Source organism: Acidimicrobiales bacterium (assembly GCA_036378675.1).
Classification (GTDB): domain Bacteria; phylum Actinomycetota; class Acidimicrobiia; order Acidimicrobiales; family Palsa-688; genus DASUWA01.
This window is the reverse complement of the sequence record DASUWA010000032.1, coordinates 118,631-135,163: the sequence shown is the minus strand read 5'-3', so window position 1 is coordinate 135,163 and position 16,533 is coordinate 118,631. Positions and strand designations below refer to the sequence as shown.

The following is a 16,533-nucleotide window of genomic DNA, read 5'->3' as shown; positions in this document are numbered from 1 at the left end:
CTTAGCCCATCCCGGTTAACCGCCCTGTCCCGATGAGTGGACCGGCGGTAGGCTTTGGAGCGTGGCAGTACAGCAAATGGGGGGAGAGGGCGGGTTGGAGACCGACGACCGGGGTCACCGTGAGTCGGTAGCTGAGCGAATATCGCTGATCATTGATGCTTTCGATGCATCGACACCTACTCTCAGCCTGAGCCAGCTCACCGACCGGACCGGGCTCCCGAAGTCGACGGTCCACCGCATGGCCGACCAGCTCGTCGACTTGCGATGGCTGGAACGCACCACGACGGGGTACCGGCTCGGCATCCGGTTCTTCGAGGTCGGCGGCTTGGTGTCGACACGGACGCACCTGCGCGAGCGTGCCCTCCCCTACCTCCAGGATCTTCAGGCGGCCACGCACCACTCGGTCCATCTCGGGATCCTCGAAGGCAATGACGTCGTGATCCTCGAGAAGATCTGGGGTCACGGCGCGCCGAGCCTGCCAACCCGTGTCGGGGGCCGGATGCCCGCGCACTGCACCGCGGCCGGCAAGGCCCTTTTGGCCTTCTCGACCGACAAGGTCGTCGACGAGGTAATCGGGCGGGGTCTTGAGCGACGGACCGGGAGGACGATCGTCGTGCCCGAACTCTTCCGCCAGGAGCTGGCAACGGTCCGCACTGCCCACTGGGCCCTCGAGACCGAGGAGAACGTCGCGGGCATGCGCTGCGTGGCAGCCCCGATCCGGGGTGCCGGGCGTGCGATAGCCGCCGTGTCCGTGAGTGGTCCCGTCCATCAGGTCGATGTAAGCCGCACGGTTCCTCTGGTGAGGCGCTGCGCCGCCGATATCTGGAGCCAGCTGTTCGGCAAGCGCACAGCTGAACAGAAGGTGAGCACCGATCCCGACTCGGCGAACCCCTGGGACGTGGAGCAATGGCGCGACTGGCTCGACCAGTTCGCCGGCGAGTGGTTGTAGATATTCCGGTGACCGGGACCCGCCGCCGGCTGCGGTTCCAGGTGGGTACCTAACATCCCAAGATGGAATCCGGTTGGGATCAGGTCTTCGACGTCGTTGTCGTCGGCAGCGGCGCCGGGGGAATGACGGCCGCGCTCACCGCGTCGTCGGCAGGGGCGAAGGCAGTGGTGATCGAAAAGGCCCCCAAGTACGGCGGAAGCACCGCTCTGTCGGGCGGGGGCATCTGGGCGCCGAACAACCCGACCCTCCTCCGCCGAGGCTTGCGCGACGACCCGTCTGACGTTCGTACCTACCTCCGCAGCATCGTCGGGGACCGCGTACCCGCCTCGCGCATCGACACCTACGCCGCGGCCGCTCCGCTGGCCCTCGACTTCCTCGAGAGGACGAGTCCCCATCTCCGATTCTTCTGGTGCCGCGGCTACAGCGACTACCACCCTGAAGCCCCGGGCGGGCGGCCGAACGGCCGGTCGATCGAGGCGCGGCCGTTCGACAAGAGGCAGCTCGGTCCACTCGAGAAAGACTTGCTGGCAACCGGGCTCGGCGGTCCTGCCGGACTCTGGATCACCGCGACGGACTTCCATGATCTCGGCCAGGTGACCCGCACTTGGCTGGGCAAGAAGGCCCTCCTGAGGGCGATGGGCCGGGTGGCTTCGAACGTGGTCCGGCGCCGGCGAATGGCGACCACCGGGCAGGCTCTGGTGGCGAGGCTGCGCCTGGCGCTCGCCGAGGCGGGTGTGGAGATGTGGCTTTCCTCCCCGGTTGTCGAACTCGTGGTGGAGAACGGGCGCGTCGCCGGAGTCGTGGTCGAGCGTGACGGCAATAGGGTCAGGATTCAGGCGGCGCAGGGCGTGGTCCTTGCAACGGGAGGCTTCGACCACAACCAGGAGCTCCGGGCGAAGTTCTTCGGGCAGGTCGACCACGACTGGAGCATGGGCGCCCCGAGCAACACCGGCGACGGGATTCGTCTCGGCGAAGCGCTCGGTGCTGCGACCGACCTGATGGATGACGCTTGGTGGATGCCGGCGTTCGAGCTGCCCAAGCACCGCCTGTTCCCACTGGTCTCCGAGCGGTCCATGCCGGGTTCGATAATCGTGAACCAGGCCGGGAACCGCTTCACGAACGAGTCGGCTCCGTATGTCAACTTCGTGCACGACCAGCTACGTCTGGAGGCAGAGCACGGCGGTTACGTGCCGGCGTGGTTCCTGATGGACCACCGCGCCAGGCGGCGCTACCAGTTCGCCGCGGTCCTGCCGGGACAGCCTTTCCCCAAGTCGTGGTACGCGGTCGGGAACATGCACAAGGCGGACTCGATCGAATCGCTTGCAACTTCGATCGGTGTCCCGGCCGGAGCTCTCCGAGCGGCGGTCGAGGAGTTCAACTCTGCGGTCAGAGCGGGACACGACGACAAGTTCAACCGCGGGGACAGTGCCTACGACCGCTATTACGGAGACCCGACCCTCCCCAACCCATGTCTCAACGAGTTGGTGAAGCCACCTTTCTATGCCGCAAAGCTCGTCCCGGGTGACCTCGGCACGAAGGGCGGTCTCGTCACCGACGAGCAGGCTCGGGTTCTACGCGAGGACGGCTCCGTCGTGGAAGGCCTTTACGCCACGGGCAACACATCGGCGTCCGTGATGGGCAACGAGTACGCAGGTCCCGGAGCAACGATCGGCCCGAGCATCACCTTCGGGTGGGTCGCTGCGCGCCATGCGACAGGCGACCCGTTCGACGCTTCCACCGCGCGGGTGCCGGTTCCGATCCCGGCATAACGGGTTCCGATCCCGGCGCGTCATAAAGCCCGGTACTGCGGCGGAATCAGTCCCTCGTAAGAAACTCGATCACCAGACGTTCGAACTCGTCTTTGCGCTCGACCTGCGCCCAGTGACCGCACTTCGAGAAGATGTGCAGCTCGGCGTTGGGGAGCTGGCGGAAACCCATCAGCGCTCCCTCGACCGGCAGCATCCGGTCGTCACGGCCCCAGGTGATCAGCGTCGGAGCCTTGACCCCCCTGAGCCTCGCCCACATCGGTACCGGCTCCGGATGCTGACCAAGCGAAGAGAAGATGGCGATCGCCGATTCGAGTGCGCCCGGGACGGTCGCGTTGGCAAGCCGCTCTTCGATGAGCTGATCGTCCACGACGGCCTTGTTGGCGACCATGGTGTCGACCCAGGCTTCCATCGCCCCCTTCGATGGGGCCATCATGAAATCCCCGAGGCGGCGGGCGCCCTCGCTCGGGTCCGGTCCGAGGATGTTGACCGCAAGCCCACCTGGCCCCATCAAGACCATCCGGTCGACCCGGTCGGGGTACGCGAGCGCGAACTCCAGGGCTACGTATCCGCCCATCGAGTTGCCGAGCAGGTTTGCCTTCTCGATGCCAATCCCGTCGAGAAGACGTGCGAGACCGTCGGCCGCGACACGCGGGTAGGCGCGGTCGAGTTCCGGTCGCTCGCTCTTGCCGAAACCCGGCATATCCATGATCACGGTGCGGAACTGCCCGGCGAACACCGGGAAGTTGCCCCTGAAATTCGACCACCCGCTGACCCCCGGCCCGGAGCCGTGCAAAAGCACAAGCGCGGGACCGTCGCCCGCCTCGTGGTAGTGGATCCGGTAGTCGCCCTCGAGGTACCTGCTGGTGGTCTCGAAGTCCAAAGTGGTGACCGCGCTCACGTCGCGAAGCCTATAAAACTGGGATGATCGGGCCCGCTGTGCGGTGTCCCGGCCATCGGAATGGGGGCATGGCGGAGGCCTGACCCACCGGACAAGCTTGCACGGGCATGCACGAGAGGAGCAGCAAAGTGAGCGAGCTCGAGGTACTCGACAGGATCCGGGAGCTCACGCCGCTCCTTCGCGACCGCGCTGTCGCCGCGGAGCAGGCCCGGCGCCTTCCGGACGAGTCGGTCAAGGAGCTCAAGGAGACCGGCGTCGTGCGCCTGCTCCAGCCGAAGCGCTTCGGCGGTTTCGAAGCCGATCCGAGACTCTTCTACGAGTCGCTGCTGAGCGTCGCCGCCGCATGCGGTTCGACTGGCTGGGTCACCGGGGTAGTGGGGGTTCACCCGTGGCAGATCGCCCTGTTCCCCGACAAGGTCCAGCACGAGGTTTGGGACGAGGACCCCGACACCTGGGCTAGCTCCTCATATATGCCGGGTGGGCGCATGATCCCGACCGAGGGCGGATACGTCCTCAACGGACGTTGGAGCTTCTCGTCAGGCTGCGACCACTGCCAGTGGGTCATTCTCGGCGTCATGCTCGATCGGGGCGAGGGATCACCACCCGAGATGTGGAACGTACTCATCCCTCGAAGCGACTACCGGATCGAGGACGTGTGGCACGTGATGGGTCTCTGCGGCACCGGGAGCAACGACATCATCGTCGAGGATCTGTTCGTTCCCGAGCACCGGACCCTCAACCTGGTGAAGATGTTCAACTGGGAAAGCCCCGGTCTGGAAGTGAACAAGTCGCCTCTGTACAGGATGCCGTTCGGGACCATGTTCGCCAACGCGATCACCGGGGCGATCATCGGCATGGCAGAAGGGATACTCGTCGAGAACCTCGAGTACACCAAGGCTCGGGTGAGCAAGAGCTGGGGCAAGGCGACCGACGACCCCTACACCGTTTCGGCCCTCGGCCGGGCGGCATCCGAAGTCGACGCTTGCCGGACCCAGCTTCTTCGCAACATCGGGGACATGTACGAAACCGTTCTGCGGAGCGAGCCGATCACCCTCGACGCGAGAAGCCGGGCGCGGCGTGACCAGGTACAAGGGACGGCGCGCGCGATCGCCGCCATCGACGAGATATTCGATCGCAGCGGCGCGGGAACGATCAGTCTCTCGAATGCGATCCAGAGGCTTTGGCGCGACGCCCACGCCGGTCGTCACCACACGGTCAACTCGGTGGACCGGTCGCTGCACAGCTACGGAATGACCGTGATGGAGTTCCCGCCAACCGATGTGATGCTGTAGCGCGTCCAGAGCCAGGAGCAACGCCATGACACCCGAAGACCTCGTCGACATCGAGGCGATCAAAGCGATCAAGTACCGGTACATCCGGGGCGTCGACCTTCGCGATGGCGATCTGATCGGTTCCACGCTGACCGAGGACGCTTCGGCGGCGTACAGCGCCGGAAAGCTCAGCTTCCAGGGCCGCGACGCGATCGTCTCGTTCATCATCACCTCGATGCCGGCCGGAGATTTTCTCACCGCTCACCGGGTGCACCACCCGGAAATCGCCCTCACCGGACCCGACACGGCAACTGCCAGGTGGGCGCTCGACGACACTGTCATCATCCGCAGCGCCAACCTCACTCTGCGGGGCGCGGCCTACTACGAGGACGAGTTGGTGAAGCGTGACGGGGAGTGGCGCATCAAGCACACCGGTTACCGGCGCCTATTCGAGGAGACGACCACCAGGGACGGGGTGACCCTAACGGACCACTGGTGGATCGACGACGAAAAGCTGGACGCCGGGAAGGAACCGGCTACACCCTGAAGGTGCCGAAGCCGCCCCGGAAGAAGACCAAGGGCTCTCCGTCCCTGGACTCGAGCTCTGTCACTCGCGCTACCACCAGATAATGGTCTCCCGCCTCGTGGATCTCGTCGACCGTGCAGTCGATCCATGCGAGGGCTCCTTCGATATGCGGAGCACCATGACCGGCGGGGGTCCAACCCAGGCCTGAGAATTTGTCGGCATCAGAGTCCGCGAAGGTCCATGCGAGTTCTTCCTGGTCGGCCGCGAGAACGTTCAGGCAGAGGTTTCCTGTGAACGACGCCTTGGGCCAGCTCTTGGAGGACTTCCCGGGCGCGAAAGCCACGAGAGGTGGATCGAGCGACAGGCTGAAGAACGACTGGCAGGTGAGACCCGCGGGCCCGTCGTCGTGCATTCCGGTGACGATGACGACGCCGCTTGCAAAGTGACCGAGGACGGTCCGAAAGTGACCTGTCTCGACCTTCACAGGTCGGGCAAGCCGAGCGGAAGGTTGGCCACGTTCTGACCGCCGTCGACCTCGAGCACCTTGCCGGTCACGTATGACCCGGCATCGGAAGCAAGGTAGAGGATCGCCGCCGCGATGTCCTCGGCGCGGCCCAACCGCCTGCCTGGGGTAAGACTGATCATCGTTCGGCGCATTTCATCGGTCAGAACCGTACCCAGCGCCTCGGTCTCGATCGCTCCTGGGGCGACGACGTTTACCCGGACTCGCGGTGCCAGGTCCAACGCGATCAGCCGGGTCATGTGGATGAGAGCGGCTTTGGCCGTCCCGTAGGCGACGAACCCGCGGTCGGCAAGCCGCCCGATCGCGGATGCGACGTTGACGACCGACCCACCGTCGGAAGCCAGCATCACCGGCGCAGCGAGACGGGTGAGCTCGAACGCGACGGTTACGTTGAAATGGAACGCCCGCTCGAGATAGCCCGGGCTGGTGTCGAGGAACGGTCTCGGCATGGTGCCCCCGACGTTATTCACGACTATGTCCAGTCGGCCGAACGCCGATGTCGCGGCCTCAATCAGCTGAGGAAGCGAAGCTAGGTCGTTGAGATCGGCCGGGATCGGCACGACGCGTCTGCCGGTCTCGCTCTCAACCTTCGAGGCGAGCGAGCTGAGGTCCTCAGCGTTGCGGGACGAAACGACCAGGTCCGCTCCGGAGGCTGCGAGCTCCAAAGCTGTCGCCGCGCCGATACCTCGACTGGCCCCGGTGACTATCGCTACCCGGCCGTCGATCCGGAAACTTTCAGCGAGCATGACAGGAAAGCGTAGGGCTGGCCTCAGAAGGCAGTGGAACGACCGTCCCGCTCGTCGGGACATCCTCCAGCCTCGCTCAGGCCAACCGATCTACCGTTGGATTCCGGGCCGAGGGCCACCTGGTCCGTTAAAAGATGGGCCCGCAGAATGCGCAGAAAAAGGGAGGGAAGTCCATGGACGAGCGCCGGCAGTTGTTTATCGGCGGAAAGTGGGTCGACTCGGCGGCAACCGCCTCGATCGACGTAATCAGCGCCTCGACCGAGGAAGTACTCGGGCGCGTCCCGGACGCAGTGCCAGCCGATATCGACCGGGGGGTAGCCGCCGCCCGAGCCGTGTTCGACGGAGGCGAGTGGTCGGGGCTCGCACCTACTGACCGGGCTGCTTACCTGAACGCCCTCGCGCAGGCCCTGCAACGGCGCGACACCGAGATCACTTCGACGATCACATCCGAGAACGGCTCGCCGATCTCCCTCTGCTCGATGCTGCAACTGCTCCCAACCACCATGACCCTCGACTACTACGCCGATCTGGCGAGAAACCTCCAGGTCGAAGAGCGACGCGAGGGGATGCTCGGAGGGGTCGTTGTCCGCCGTGAGCCGATCGGTGTCGTTGCCGCGATCGTGCCGTGGAACGTTCCCCTCTACACCGCGGCGTTGAAGCTTGGTCCCGCCCTCGCCGCCGGGTGCACCGTGGTGCTCAAACCGAGCCCTGAAACTGCGCTCGACGCCTACCTTCTGGCTGACGCGCTCATCGAGATCGGCCTCCCCCCCGGGGTCGTGAACATCGTCGCCGCGGATCGGGAAACCAGCGCGTACCTGGTCACCCATCCCGGGATCGACAAGGTCGCCTTCACGGGAAGCACCGCAGCCGGCAAGACGATCGCGGCAGCGTGCGGTGAGCTCCTGCGCCCGGTAAGCCTCGAGCTCGGCGGCAAATCGGCGGCCATCGTGCTCGACGACGCGGATCTGGGCCAGGTGGCCGACGCCCTGCTGCCGATGGCTTCGATGATGTTCAGCGGCCAGGCATGCATCGCACAGACACGGGTCCTCGCGCCCCAAGATCGCTACGACGAAGTTGTGGAAGCTCTCGCGGAGAAGGTCCGAACCCTACCCGTCGGCGATCCGTTCGATCCTTCGACGATGTTCGGGCCTCTGGTCAGCTCACGCCAGCGGGATCGCGTCGAGTCGTACATCGCGCTGGGTCAAGAGGAGGGGGCCAAGGTCGCGGTCGGCGGAGGAAGGCCGTCGCATCTGAACCGGGGATGGTTCGTGGAGCCCACGGTCCTTGCCAACGTCGACAACAACATGCGCGTCGCGCGAGAGGAGATCTTCGGACCGGTGGTATCGGTGATCCCGTACGGGGACACCGAGGAGGCGGTCCGAATAGCCAACGACTCCGAGTTCGGTCTCGGAGGCGGGGTTTACAGCTCCGACACCGCGCGTGGCCTGGAGGTCGCCCGGCGGATCCAGACCGGAACCATCACGTTGAATGGGATCGGGCTCGAAACCTGCGCTCCGTTCGGCGGGGTAAAACAGTCGGGCCTCGGCCGCGAGCTCGGTCCGGAGGGCCTGTCGGCTTACTTCAACCTGAAGTCGATCATGGGACTGCCGGCTACGAGTCCCGGCTGATGCCCGGAGCCTCGGACAGCCCGGGTGCCGGGCAGGGATTGTCTGCAGCGGCACCAATCGCCCCGCGGCCAGCACGCGAGGTTCGGGGGTGGGATGCAGAAGCCGATGTTGTAATCGCCGGCTACGGATGCGCCGGCGCGTCCGCGGCGATCGCGGCGCGAGAAAGGGACGCCTCTGTCCTCGTGCTCGAACGGGCCAGCGCCGGCGGGGGTGCCAGCGCGATGGCCGGCGGTGAGATCTACCTCGGCGGTGGGACGGCGATCCAGAAGGCTTGCGGATTCGACGACACACCCGAGGCGATGAGGACCTTCCTTTTCGCCGCCACCGGACCCGGACCGAACGAAGCGAAGGTCGATGTCTACTGCGAGCGGAGCGTCGAGCACTTCGACTGGCTCGTCCAGTGCGGTGTCGTGTTCAAACCCACCTTCTACAGCACGCCGTGTTGGGAACCACCAACTGATGATGGTCTCGTATACACAGGCGGCGAGAACGCTTGGCCCTTCAACGAAATCGCCAAACCCGCGCCCCGAGGCCACGTGCCGCAGATGCAGAACAAGCGGCCGGGCGAAAGGTCAGCCGGCTGGATGCTGATGCAGGCCCTTGCGAGCACCGCGGAAACTGCGGGAGCGAAGGTCATGGCGGACTCCCGGGTCTCGCAACTCGTGGTCGACGACGCAGGTAAAGTGGTCGGCGTCATCGCGAGAGAGTTCGGCGAGGAACGAGCGGTGCGCGCCCGAAAGGGAGTGGTGCTCGCAAGCGGGGGCTTCGCCGCCAACGCCGATATGGTCAACCTGCACGCGCCGCGCATCGCGGGCCAGATGCCGCTCGGGACCGACGGCGACGACGGTACGTCGCTGCGTCTCGGTCAGGGAGTGGCCGCCGCGGTGGCCCATCTAGATGCAGCACAAACCGCGCTGCCGAGCAATCCCCCGCTGGTGTACCCGTCGATCCTGGTCAACCAGTTCGGCCAGCGGTTCATCAACGAGGACACCTACTGCGGGCGTATGGGGCAGGCCGCGATATTTCACCAGCAGGCGAAGTGCTCACTCGTTCTCGACGAGTCGATCTTCGAGTCCGTGCCGGAAGCCGACCGCTGGGGCGCCCGGCCTACCTGGGTTTGCGAGACGGTGGACGAGCTCGAAGCGGAGATGGCGCTTCCCAAGGGCTCCCTTCAGGCGACGGTCGACCTTTACAACCGGCACGCCGAGCAGGGTAACGACCCGATTTTCCACAAGCGGGCGGAGTTCTTGAGGCCGCTGAAGTCCCCGTTCGGCGGAATCCGCCTGACCGGTCTCCCCTACGCTGTCTTCACGCTCGGCGGGCTGGTCACCACGGTCGAAGGCAGGGTTGTCGGGCCCGGCGGCGACGCGATCCCCGGGCTGTTTGCAGCCGGGAGGGCGACCTCTGGAATCCCGTCATGGGGCTACGCGAGCGGAACGTCCCTCGGTGACGGAACCTTCTTCGGTCGCCGTGCCGGCTGGGCCGCTGGAACATAGCCCGGATGGGGCCATAACACTTATTTTGGACACTTATTTGGACACTTATTTCGACACTTATTTGGACACTTATTTGGACACTTATCTTGTCAGTCGTGTGGGCGGTACTCCGCGGTCCAGGCGATCGGGACGGCCCCGTGGATGAAGCGCGCACAGCTGTCCATCATCCGGGTGAGATTGGCCTGGAACTTGGCGTCGTCGCCCTCGGAGTCGTAGAACACCGCCGGATCGCTCGCGGCGGCCAGCGGGAACGACTCCTCCACTATCGCAGCGAATCCCGGCGCCCCCTCGTTGAGCGGTCTCACCACCAGGTTCTGCACGTAGCGAAAGCTGGACTGGGTCTCGACCGCGACCCGGGTGTGCTCGCCTTGCCAACGCCGGCGCCACTCCGCCCAGCTGAGCGCCGGCGGAACGGTCAGGGGAACGATCTGGGTGAAGCCCGAGCAGCGTGCGCCGTCTGCCGGCGGCGGAGGGCCGTGGAGTTGCAACGACTCCGAGACGAGGTACGCGTCCCACTCCCATCCGTCGTCGACAGGAAGGCACTCGGCGTGGAGACCGACCTCCCCTGCAGCGGCTACCCAGTACGACAGGGTGGCCCCTACGTGGGGCACGTTCGGATCGGGAGCTACTGCGTGAGGGTGCCCGAGAGACGGGTCCACCACGTTGAACTGCAGCCGGGAAGCGCCCCGGCGTCGGAGCTCGTCGGCAGCCGGCCCGAGAAGGCGCTCCCTGAGAGCCTCCCCGCCTCCCGCCGGGTCCCCGACCATGACAGCCACCACCTTCTCCATGGAGAGAAAGTAGAGCACCCCGCTAGGGTCAGCGCATGGCGCTGACCCTCAAGCCTGGCACGTCCTGGTGGGAGACCTACGGCCGGTGCGTGTCCGTGGCCCCCGAAGCCTTCGACTCGGACCGCCTGCGCAACCTGGTGCGCGGCGAGTGGAGGCGCGTCGGAATCCCGGGGGATCACGTGACGCCGGTTGACGGAACCCCGATTCCCGGCCCTCCAAGAGTCAACTACGACGAAGCTGTCGATGCCGTTTCTTACGCTTGCAAGGAGCATGCCGAATGGGCCGGCGTCGATCTGGACGAACGCAAGGCCAGAGTGACTGCTGCGGTCGACGCGATGACCGAGAACAGGGACCTTCTCGCGCTCCTGCTGGTATGGGAGATCGGAAAGCCGTGGCGCCTCGCATGCGCGGACGTGGACCGGTGCCTCGACGGCGTCCGGTGGTACGTCGGCGAGATCGATCGTCAGCTGTCGGCCAACTCGCCCGACGAGCGGTCGCCGCTTCCGGGACCCGTGTCGAACATCGCCAGCTGGAACTACCCGATGAGCGTCCAGGTGCACGCGGAGCTGGTGCAGCTTCTTGCCGGCAACGCGGTGGTCGCCAAGACGCCGAGCCAGGGCGGCTTCCACACCCTCACTCTGGCGCACGCGCTGATGAAGCGCGCCGATCTTCCTGTCACGCTGCTTTCCGGAGTAGGGAGCCATCTCGGCGAGGCGCTCATCCGGAGCGAAGGCATCGGCGCCCTCGCGTTCGTGGGAGGTCGGGCGAACGGCCGCCTGGCTGCGGTATCTCTCGCCGACACCGGCAGGCGGCACATGCTCGAGCAGGAGGGCCTCAACACCTGGGGGATATGGGACTTCAGCCAGTGGCACCTGCTGGCCCAGCACCTGCGCAAGGGCTTCGAATACGCCAAGCAGCGGTGCACCGCGTATCCGAGATATGTCGTGCAGCGAAGGTTGTTCCCGGCATTCCTCGACACCTACCTGCCGGTGGTGCGCTCGATCAGGTTTGGGCATCCCCTCGCGGTGGCATCGCCGTCGGACCCGCATCCGGACCTGGACTTCGGGCCGGTGATCCATTCCACCAAGGCGGCCGACCTCGCCACGCAGTGGCAGGAAGCTCTCCGAGGCGGAGGGATACCTCTCTATCGCGGATCCGTGGGCGACGGAGCGTTCCTCGATGCCCAAGACTGCTCCGCATATGTTGCGCCGGCTTGCGTGCTGCAACCTCCCGCATCGTGGTCGCTGCATCATGCCGAACCCTTCGGCCCCCTCGATTCGGTAGTCATCGTGGATACCGAAGCGGAGCTTCTCGCCGCCATGAACGCCAGCAACGGGTCTCTGGTCTCGAGCATCGCCACAGATGACATGGATTTCGCCGCGCGGATCGCAGAACAGGTTCAGGCATTCAAAGTGGGAGTCAACAAGCCGCGCAGCCGGGGCGACCGCGAAGAAGTCTTCGGCGGCCTCGGGCATTCTTGGAAGGGCGCCTTCGTCGGGGGAGATCTGCTCGTTAGAGCGGTCACCTACGGGTCGGAAGGCGCCGACGAGCAGCTGTACGGGAACTTCCCCAGCTACTCGCTCTTGCCGGAACGCTGATTGGAAAAACACCGAAACCGGGGGGATAGGACAAAAGATGAGCAGCGACACTTCGGACGTATCGCATCGGTCGAGCAGAGACCTCGACGCGGTGAGCGACGCACTCGAGGCGGCATGTGCGACGCACTGGCCGGAAGGAAGGAACCACAAGGTCTCCGGGCTGGAGGGGACGTCGACGAATGGCATGTCGAGCGAAACCCTGTTGTTCGACCTCACGTTCGACGAGCCAAACGCGAAGTCGACCACGTTGAACCTGGTGGCGAGGGTCGCCCCCGCTGCCGCCGACGTACCGGTGTTCCCGAGCTACGACATGCCAGGCCAATTCAAGACGATCCAGACGGTCGCCGAGCTGACGGACGTGCCGGTCCCACCGCCACTCTGGTGCGAGCCGGACGCCGAGGTGATCGGGTCACCGTTCTTCATCATGGGCAAGGTGGAAGGACTGGTACCCCCAGATGTCATGCCGTACACGTTCGGTGACAACTGGTTGTACGACGCCCCCCCGGAGAGCCAGAAGAAGCTACAGGAATCGACCGTCTCGGCGATCGCCAGGCTGCACGCGATACCGAACCCCGAAGATAGGTTCGCGCACCTGCAGCACCCGTATCCGGGCGACACCGCGCTGCGCCGCCACGTCGCGGGAAGGCGAGCTTGGTACGAGTTCGCCGCCAAGTCGTGTGGTCGGTCGGAGCTGGTGGAAAACGGATTCGCTTGGCTCGACGACCACTGGCCCGCTCATGAGAGCGAAACGGTGTTCTCGTGGGGTGATTCCAGGATCGGAAACATCCTTTACAGGGAGTTCGAGCCGGTCGCGGTGCTCGACTGGGAAATGGCAGGTGTCGGCCCGGCGGAGCTCGACCTGGGCTGGTTGGTCTACCTGCACCTGATGTTCGAGGACATTTCGTCCCAGATGGGGCTGCCGGGGATGCCGCACTTCCTCCGAACCGACGACGTAGCCGCGACCTACGAGGGGATCACGGGAAGGAGCCCTCGGGACCTCGACTGGTACATCAACTACTCCTGCCTGCAGCTGGCGATCGTGTTCATGCGAACCAGCTGGCGGCAAGTCCACTTCGGGGACCGCCCGATGCCGGCAACCGTCGACGAGCTGATCATGAACGCCGAAACCCTCGCGCGGATGATCTCCCGATAAATCACGCTTTGTTTGCAAGAGAAGGTTAGGTAGCCTCACTTGTCGTGCTGACGCGCCCGATGAACCAGAAGATCGCCGTCAGCGTGGTGTTCGTCTCCGCGATGTTCCTCAACATCATGGACGCGACCATCGTCAACGTGGCGTTGCCGACGCTCGGGCGGGAGTTCCACGTCCGTCCCGATTCGGTCGACACGGTCGCCATCGGGTACCTGGTGAGCCTGGCCGTGTTCATCCCGGCCTCCGGGTGGCTCGGCGACCGATTCGGCGGCAAGCGGATCATGCTCGCCTCCGTCGTCATCTTCACTGTCGCGTCGGCGCTGTGCGGAGCAGCGACGAGCCTCGGCGAGCTTGTTGTCTTCCGGATCATTCAAGGGATCGGCGGCGGCCTAATGGTGCCAGTTGGCATGGCGCTGCTGTACCGGACGTTCCCTCCGGCGGAGCGGGTGAGAGCCTCGAGCATCCTGGTCATTCCGACGGCGATGGCTCCCGCACTCGGTCCGGTTCTGGGCGGCATTCTCGTCACCGAGGCATCGTGGCGCTGGGTGTTCTACGTGAACGTACCGATCGGCATCGCCGCCCTCGTGTTCGGCTCGGTTTTCCTCCAGGAACAAAAGGAACTGTCACCGGGATCCTTCGATCTCGCCGGCTTCCTGCTCTCGGCTGCAGGCCTCGGGTCGCTCATGTATGGCGTGTCCGAAGGACCGTTCAAGGGATGGGGAACACCGCTCATCGTCAGCACAATCGTGGTAGGGGCTGTGTTCCTGGCGGCGACCGTGTTGGTGGAGCTGCGGACCGCGTACCCGATGATCGACGTAAGGCTCTTCAAGGACCGCCTGTTCCGAAGCTCCACCGCGGTGCTCGGAATCGGGTCGGCGGCATTCCTCGGACTGCTCTTTCTGGTGGCCCTGTTCTTCCAGGATGGTCTCGGACTTTCGGCTCTCCAGTCTGGGCTGAGCACCTTTCCCGAGGCCATCGGGGTGATGCTCGGCGCCCAAGTCGTGACCAGGTTGCTCTATCCGGTGATCGGTCCTCGCCGGATCCTGATCGCCGGGCTTCTGATCCTGGCGGGGACCCTCTCACTCATGACCCTTATCGACAAGAGCACCAACTTGTGGTGGATGAGGGTTCTTCTGTTCGTCGCCGGGTACGGCATGGCCCACGTTTTCGTCCCGTCGCAAGCGGCGGGGTTCGCGACCATCTCCCCGGCCGACACCGGGCGAGCCTCAACTCTTTTCAACGCCGAGCGCCAGCTGGGCGGCGCGATCGGAGTCGCCCTATTGACGACGGTTGTTGCCACGGTCGGGCCAGTCAAGCAGGTCGCTCACCACGCGGTTCCCAACCTGAGCGCCTACCACACCGCTTTCCTCGTCGCCGCGGCGATAGCGCTGCTGGCTGCGGTGGCGGCTCTCACCGTGAACGACTCGGACGCCGCGAAGACGATGGTGCCTCGGCGCCGCCGCGCAGGTGCGTCCGCCGCGCGTGGCGCCGAGCAGGCCGAGCCCGCCGCAGCAACCGCCTGAAACTAGCCGCGCACGCCCGAGCGGGCAATCGCCTTTTCGTCGGTGCCGAGATACGAGGCGATCACAGCGGGATGGTTCAGCACCCCGGTCGGAGTGCCTTCCGCGATCACTCCTCCGAGCTCGAGCGCCACTAGGCGATCGCACAGCCCGGAGAGCAGTGGCATGTCGTGTTCGATGATCAGTATCGAGCATCCAGTCCGCTGTTGCACGCGCCGTAGCAGCGGTCCGAGAGCTTCGGTCTCCTTTTGCGCCACACCGCCCGAGGGCTCGTCGAGCAGCAGCACCTTCGGTTCCTGGGCAAGTATGCACGCGAGATCAACTATTCGCCTCGTACCGGTAGACAGCTCGCCAGTCAGCTTCTCGCGGTACGCGTCGAGGCCCATCAAGTCGATGAGATCGTTGACTACGAACTCGACCTCGAGCTCCGACTCGTAGGACGCCGGCAGTTGCAGGGCGGCAGCGAACATGTCCCGGCTCGCCAAATGCCTCTCGCGCGCAACTGCGATGGTCTCGAAGACGGTCAAGGTCGGGAACAACAGGGCGTCTTGGAACGACCTACCCATCGCGCCCCGGGAGCGGAGGTGCGGCGCCCAGTCGGTCACGTCGATACCCCGAAGGATTATGCGGCCGCCGTCGGCCTGAAGGAAGCCGGACACGCAATCCATAAGCGTGGTCTTGCCGGCTCCGTTGTGCCCGATCAAGCCGAGGATCTCGCCCTGGCGCACCTCGAGGTCGACGTGGTCGACCGCAGTGATACCGCCGAACCTCTTCACCAAGTCTCGGCACGCCAGAACGACCTTGGCGTCCTCTGGGATCCTCGACTCGGTCTCGACTTCGGCTTTCTTGGTGGTCCGGCGCCGCCGGGTCGGCTGCTTCTGCCCGTCAACGTGCAGCGCCGACTCGGCAGCGTCCTGGCTGGCGGCACCGGCGATGAAAACCGACCTGAGGATGTCCGGCCGCTCGAGCAGATCAGAGGCCGGGCCTTCGAAGCGGACCTCCCCCTTCTCCATGAACACCGCCCTCTTGGCGAGGTTAAGGGCCACGTTGACGGACTGCTCAACGATGACGATCGTGGTCCCGCGGTCGTGAACCTCCTGAACAACTTCGAGCAGCTGGCCGACGATGGTGGGCGCAAGGCCCAGGGATAGCTCGTCGATCATCAGCAGCTCGGGCTGTGTCATCAGCGCCGACCCGAGGGCGAGCATCTGCTGCTCCCCGCCGGACAGGTTCCCCGCCATCTGGTTGTGGCGCTCGGCCAGCACGGGAAAAAGATCGAGGACCTCGCCCTTGGCCATCTCGATCCGGTCGGGATCGTCGCGGATCAGCCATGCGGCCATGCGCAGGTTCTCGTCGACCGACAGCGTCGGGAATACTCCCTTGCCGCCGGGCATCAAGGAGATCCCGCGCTTCGCGGTCACGTCAGCGGGCAGTTTGGTGATGTCCTCGGCCTTGAACTTCACCGATCCGTTCTTCGGTCTGACCAGGCCGCAGATGCCCTTGAGCAGAGTCGACTTGCCGGCACCGTTGGTTCCCAACAGCGCGACGATCTCCCCCGGATACACGTCGAAGTCGACGCCGAACAGGATCTGCACCGGCCCGTAGGCCATATCGATCGAACGGCACGACAACAACGGCCCGTCGATCGGTACCATCTCGCTGGTCAAGTCG

Annotated in this window: 14 protein-coding genes; 9 read left to right on the top strand and 5 right to left on the bottom strand. The window is 65.2% G+C overall.

Annotated features, from left to right (window positions below):
- Positions 1–61 precede the first annotated feature (61 nt).
- Together VFZ97_11950 and VFZ97_11945 are read left to right on the top strand one after the other, a co-directional pair.
- Positions 62–949 carry an IclR family transcriptional regulator gene (locus tag VFZ97_11950; GenBank protein HEX6394148.1) on the top strand — a complete coding sequence of 296 codons (888 nt, stop codon included), beginning with the start codon at positions 62–64 and terminating at the stop codon, positions 947–949.
- 62 nt (positions 950–1,011) lie between these two features.
- Positions 1,012–2,718, top strand: coding sequence for an FAD-dependent oxidoreductase (locus tag VFZ97_11945; GenBank protein HEX6394147.1), 1,707 nt, complete (start codon positions 1,012–1,014; stop codon positions 2,716–2,718).
- Positions 2,719–2,764: 46 nt separating this feature from the next.
- Here VFZ97_11945 and VFZ97_11940 read toward each other — a convergent pair whose 3' ends face one another.
- Complete coding sequence (locus VFZ97_11940) at positions 2,765–3,616, bottom strand: alpha/beta fold hydrolase (protein HEX6394146.1); 852 nt, start codon at positions 3,614–3,616, stop codon at positions 2,765–2,767.
- 128 nt (positions 3,617–3,744) lie between these two features.
- Here VFZ97_11940 and VFZ97_11935 point away from each other — a divergent pair, with 128 nt between their 5' ends.
- Entirely contained in the window at positions 3,745–4,908 is a 1,164-nt protein-coding gene (locus VFZ97_11935; GenBank protein HEX6394145.1) for a flavin-dependent monooxygenase, read from the top strand.
- Positions 4,909–4,933: 25 nt separating this feature from the next.
- Positions 4,934–5,434 carry a nuclear transport factor 2 family protein gene (locus tag VFZ97_11930; protein HEX6394144.1) on the top strand — a complete coding sequence of 167 codons (501 nt, stop codon included), beginning with the start codon at positions 4,934–4,936 and terminating at the stop codon, positions 5,432–5,434.
- On the opposite strand, the gene VFZ97_11925 is transcribed toward VFZ97_11930, so the two are convergent.
- A complete protein-coding gene (locus VFZ97_11925; protein ID HEX6394143.1) occupies positions 5,424–5,897 on the bottom strand; it encodes a flavin reductase family protein in 474 nt (157 codons plus the stop codon). The genes VFZ97_11930 and VFZ97_11925 overlap by 11 nt on opposite strands.
- Positions 5,894–6,682 carry a glucose 1-dehydrogenase gene (locus tag VFZ97_11920; protein ID HEX6394142.1) on the bottom strand — a complete coding sequence of 263 codons (789 nt, stop codon included), beginning with the start codon at positions 6,680–6,682 and terminating at the stop codon, positions 5,894–5,896. The genes VFZ97_11925 and VFZ97_11920 overlap by 4 nt, the downstream gene beginning before the upstream one ends.
- 173 nt (positions 6,683–6,855) lie before the next feature.
- Between VFZ97_11920 and VFZ97_11915 the strand changes: the two genes are divergently transcribed.
- Both VFZ97_11915 and VFZ97_11910 read left to right on the top strand, forming a co-directional pair.
- Positions 6,856–8,310, top strand: a complete 1,455-nt coding sequence (locus tag VFZ97_11915; GenBank protein ID HEX6394141.1) for an aldehyde dehydrogenase — start codon at positions 6,856–6,858, stop codon at positions 8,308–8,310.
- Positions 8,310–9,806, top strand: a complete 1,497-nt coding sequence (locus VFZ97_11910; GenBank protein HEX6394140.1) for an FAD-dependent oxidoreductase — start codon at positions 8,310–8,312, stop codon at positions 9,804–9,806. Before VFZ97_11915 ends, VFZ97_11910 begins: the two co-directional genes overlap by 1 nt.
- Positions 9,807–9,895: 89 nt before the next feature.
- Here the strand turns inward: VFZ97_11910 and VFZ97_11905 are convergent, their stop codons facing one another.
- Entirely contained in the window at positions 9,896–10,612 is a 717-nt protein-coding gene (locus VFZ97_11905; protein HEX6394139.1) for a hypothetical protein, read from the bottom strand.
- 17 nt (positions 10,613–10,629) lie between these two features.
- On the opposite strand from VFZ97_11905, the gene VFZ97_11900 reads away from it, so the two are divergent.
- Genes VFZ97_11900 through VFZ97_11890 form a run of 3 tightly spaced genes read left to right on the top strand, consistent with a single transcriptional unit; the run spans position 10,630 to position 14,865 of the window.
- Positions 10,630–12,192, top strand: a complete 1,563-nt coding sequence (locus VFZ97_11900; protein ID HEX6394138.1) for an aldehyde dehydrogenase family protein — start codon at positions 10,630–10,632, stop codon at positions 12,190–12,192.
- A gap of 37 nt (positions 12,193–12,229) precedes the next feature.
- Positions 12,230–13,345, top strand: a complete 1,116-nt coding sequence (locus tag VFZ97_11895) for a phosphotransferase family protein (GenBank protein ID HEX6394137.1) — start codon at positions 12,230–12,232, stop codon at positions 13,343–13,345.
- Between the two features lie 44 nt (positions 13,346–13,389).
- Positions 13,390–14,865, top strand: coding sequence for an MDR family MFS transporter (locus tag VFZ97_11890; GenBank protein HEX6394136.1), 1,476 nt, complete (start codon positions 13,390–13,392; stop codon positions 14,863–14,865).
- A gap of 2 nt (positions 14,866–14,867) precedes the next feature.
- On the opposite strand, the gene VFZ97_11885 is transcribed toward VFZ97_11890, so the two are convergent.
- On the bottom strand, positions 14,868–16,529 hold the full coding sequence (locus tag VFZ97_11885; protein ID HEX6394135.1) for an ATP-binding cassette domain-containing protein: 1,662 nt from the start codon (positions 16,527–16,529) through the stop codon (positions 14,868–14,870).
- Positions 16,530–16,533 lie beyond the last annotated feature (4 nt).

Coding starts and splice junctions, on each gene's coding strand:
- VFZ97_11945 (HEX6394147.1), top strand. CDS start 1,012: ATGGAATCCGGTTGGGATCAGGTCTTCGACGTCGTTGTCGTCGGCAGC.
- VFZ97_11930 (HEX6394144.1), top strand. CDS start 4,934: ATGACACCCGAAGACCTCGTCGACATCGAGGCGATCAAAGCGATCAAG.
- VFZ97_11920 (HEX6394142.1), bottom strand. CDS start 6,682: ATGCTCGCTGAAAGTTTCCGGATCGACGGCCGGGTAGCGATAGTCACC.
- VFZ97_11915 (HEX6394141.1), top strand. CDS start 6,856: ATGGACGAGCGCCGGCAGTTGTTTATCGGCGGAAAGTGGGTCGACTCG.
- VFZ97_11910 (HEX6394140.1), top strand. CDS start 8,310: ATGCCCGGAGCCTCGGACAGCCCGGGTGCCGGGCAGGGATTGTCTGCA.
- VFZ97_11900 (HEX6394138.1), top strand. CDS start 10,630: ATGGCGCTGACCCTCAAGCCTGGCACGTCCTGGTGGGAGACCTACGGC.
- VFZ97_11895 (HEX6394137.1), top strand. CDS start 12,230: ATGAGCAGCGACACTTCGGACGTATCGCATCGGTCGAGCAGAGACCTC.